Origin of the sequence: uncultured Brachyspira sp., from assembly GCF_944390595.1 — a bacterium.
Lineage (GTDB): Bacteria > Spirochaetota > Brachyspiria > Brachyspirales > Brachyspiraceae > Brachyspira.
Map to the genome: position 1 here is coordinate 1 of NZ_CALXRN010000055.1, position 3,507 is coordinate 3,507.

A 3,507-nucleotide genomic window follows, 5' to 3' on the forward strand; every position below is an offset into this window, starting at 1 on the left:
ATTGCCTATCACCACATCGAAACCGCCCCCTTTAAAAATAGTTTTAAACTCGTCCTCCCAATCAAAACAATTTATTTTATATTGCGTCTCCTCGTCAAAATCAAGCACCGACTGGCTCTCGTAAAAACCATTACCTACTACGAGCTGTAGCACCTTCCCGCACGGCAATGCAACCCCTTACGGACAGACCTCTGTACGTGCGGCTGACTACTCGCCGTAGGGGCATCCCGCACGGTAATACAACCTATTAAGGATAGTACAATGTACGTGCGGCTGATTACCCAACATCAAACAAAAACAAACTAACTAAAAAGCCAACCCAGAAATATAAAATCGAACCCACAAACAGAAACTAACCCAGAAATAATTTTTTGAAAATTTACCTTATTACCCACCCAAACCCACCCTATATAGTTAAACAAACATTTTTAACAAAATAAGCCAGAAAATATGAATTTTTTTGTGCGAGCCGCACCACCACCCCGCACGGCAACGCTCACCATTACAGCAAGTACAATATATGTGCGGTTTATTATCCAACATCAAACAAATAACTAAAAAGCTAACCCAGAAATAATTTTTTTGAAATTTACCTTATTACCTACCCCCTGACCGAGCGTAGCTAGAAAATACAGAAAAGCAGAAAAAGAAATTTTTTTAAATTTTCATTATTACCCACCCGAACCCGCCCTTATAGTTAAACAAACATTTTTAACAAAACAAGCCTACAAATATAATTTTTTCAAAAAAAAATTAGAAAAATACTGTACTTTTTTCATAGGAAAAAAGTACCAAAAAACTACTTCTTTTGTGGCACAAAAGAAGCAAAAAGCATTTACATACTGTAGGATAATCCAAACATTCTGGCAATATACCAAAAACGCTAACGCAAATTTTTATTAAATATACAACGCAGGCTAAAGCCTTTTGCACTGAAACAATAACCTACTTAAATATGCGGCTCATTACCCAACATCAAACAATAAAAATATTATAAATTTTCTAAACTATTGATACGACCTTCTCGCATTAAATTTAATATTCATTTTCCTTTTGATGTTAAATATGGTTCTTTATAAATTGTCATAGTCATAGCAGAAGCAAATTTTATGTTTCCACCTATTATATAATTATTAATTAAAAAATTAAAAATTTCTTTAAATTGTTCATAGTCTATAGACTTTACATATTCATCAAAATTTTCAAATCCTTTATCAAGTTCATCTAAGATATTTTTTATAATTTCAAAATCAAGCATATTATCATCCATAATATTTTAATACAATATTAAAATATTTTATTAATAAAAACTAATCTAAATTTAAATGAGGCTGTACTGTTCTAAATGAAGAAACTTTTTTATCTGTAATTTTGTCTTTTGGTGTTAAAGAATCACATAATAAAGGAGAAGTTTTATCATATTTTGAATGCATTTCATCAATCTTTTTTTCACTATAATTTGCATAACAATAAACGCATTTACTTAAACAAGTATTATATGCCCCTATATCAAAACTTTCTATACAACCGCAAGGCAACCTTTGATTTTTATCTTTATTGGCTTTAATATCATAACCTACAATATCAGATATTAATTTGTCATCAATACATTTTCCATGAGTAATGCCAAATTTAGACAAATCCATAGTTTCTGCACAAGTATCTATACTCATATTATATGACTTTGTAACTTCAGACATAAATTTTGTTAAATCTAATATCATATTTTCATCATTGTTTATATCATAAAAATTTATGCCTTTCATATTTCTTTTTACTTTTGCATATATATCCATAAAACTTATAGTACACCTTTGCGTATAATTATGCAAATGTTTGGCTATCTTTTCAAAATATTTTTTATGATAATCAATATTATATTTATCAGTTATCATTATAGGGTCATATCGCCATATAACTTTTTTACTTCCTATTTGGTCAGATAATTTTTTAAATGTATCAAAAATTTTATCATTTTTGGAAGGTACTTTCTTTTCTATGTCATCACCATAAGAAGTTACTGTAAATTGAAAATAATATTTATAATGTTTTAACAAATCTAATTTATCCAACATAGGAGCAGGATTTTTACTCCAAAAAACTATACAATCAACAACATCAGGTGAAATATCAATTTTACTAACTTGATATATATTTATAGGATTTCTCACCAAAACATATTTTTCTTTAATCCTATTAAAAAACCACTCCGAATAATAGGACGGTATATCAGTTCTTCTGCTAGCACTTATTATCATATTATATCCTTTTAATCTCAACAATCATATAATTAAAATTTATATCAGTTTCTGTTGGATATCTACTTAATTTATTATCACAATCTCTAATATCAGAACATGTGGATACTTCATCACAACATTTATAATTTAAATTATATATAAAATTTTTAATATCTTGCGGATAAATCCCTATATCATATTTATAATGAAGTTCTATTTTATTTTCCTTATTTATTTTTTCTCTATTAAATAATACAGTATATACAAAACCATGATATGTAAAAGATTCTAATAAAACCTCCAATTTACTCCTATCTCCATTAAAAGCTAATGAAACCATTAAATATATTTTATCAGATTTTATTTTAGTAGGTAATAATACTAAAGTATCATCTGTAATTTCTCCTATTGATTTAGGAAAAATAATTATTTTACTATAAATATCATTATAATAAAGAATATTTTCTAGACTATCTTTATAAAAAACAAAATCAACTTTATATATTTGTTCTGGTCTATATTCCCATTTTATAACATCTGAACCGCTATAAGATATTTCATAATTTAGTTTTTCTGAACATAAACCTAATCCATATAAGTCTAAACCAGAGCCTGTTCCAATAGATAATATTTTCCAATTTTCATAATTAATTTTATTTTCATTAAAATAATTAAGTATATTAATATACATTTCCATATATTCGCATATATATGCATATGAATATCTCAATAAATATAATTGTTGTACATATAATTTTCTATAATTAGGAATATGATTACTATAAAAATATGATTCCTCTTTTAATTCACATAAAACTTTCTGATTATCTACATATTTTTTAAAATCTTCATAAATATTTTTTATATAATCTCTTATCATAATTTTATATCCTAAAACGTATTTTGTATCATTATAAAACATTTATTAATATATAAAACTTCTTATAGTTCCTTTTACTCCCCTTCTATGATTCTCACTTCCTCATCAGTTAAATTGTATAACGAATAGACAATCTTATCAATAGCCTTGTCGACAGCCTGAATACGCGTGTTAAGCATTTCAATAGTGTTAGGGTTTTTCTCGGAAGAAAGTTTTTTGTTTAAATCAATGATGTTGTCAACGAGATTAACTAATTTATCATGAATTTCCTTATCCTGCTTATTATCCAAATCTAACTCTTTTATAGGAAAAGAACCTATAAAATTTGGAGTAAATACAGAAAACCAACCTCTAAAAACTGTGCCTGTATTAGCTACATAATAATAA

At 26.8% G+C, this 3,507-nt stretch carries 3 protein-coding genes and 1 pseudogene; all 4 read right to left on the bottom strand.

Annotated features, from left to right (window positions below; all coding sequences use genetic code 11):
- Nucleotides 1–1,042: 1,042 nt before the first annotated feature.
- Nucleotides 1,043–1,258 (bottom strand): hypothetical protein, encoded by a 216-nt coding sequence (locus tag Q0J90_RS02980; protein WP_297276495.1) that lies wholly within the window; start codon nucleotides 1,256–1,258, stop codon nucleotides 1,043–1,045.
- Nucleotides 1,259–1,310: 52 nt separating this feature from the next.
- Nucleotides 1,311–2,258: a DUF1848 domain-containing protein gene (locus tag Q0J90_RS02985; protein WP_297276496.1), complete on the bottom strand. Its 948-nt coding sequence runs from the start codon at nucleotides 2,256–2,258 to the stop codon at nucleotides 1,311–1,313.
- 1 nt (nucleotide 2,259) lies between these two features.
- Nucleotides 2,260–3,120 (bottom strand): hypothetical protein, encoded by an 861-nt coding sequence (locus Q0J90_RS02990; protein WP_297276497.1) that lies wholly within the window; start codon nucleotides 3,118–3,120, stop codon nucleotides 2,260–2,262.
- A 74-nt stretch (nucleotides 3,121–3,194) separates the two neighbouring features.
- Nucleotides 3,195–3,507: pseudogene (locus Q0J90_RS02995) on the bottom strand (hypothetical protein); the annotation flags it as partial.

Coding starts and splice junctions, on each gene's coding strand:
- Q0J90_RS02980 (WP_297276495.1), bottom strand. CDS start 1,258: ATGCTTGATTTTGAAATTATAAAAAATATCTTAGATGAACTTGATAAA.
- Q0J90_RS02985 (WP_297276496.1), bottom strand. CDS start 2,258: ATGATAATAAGTGCTAGCAGAAGAACTGATATACCGTCCTATTATTCG.
- Q0J90_RS02990 (WP_297276497.1), bottom strand. CDS start 3,120: ATGATAAGAGATTATATAAAAAATATTTATGAAGATTTTAAAAAATAT.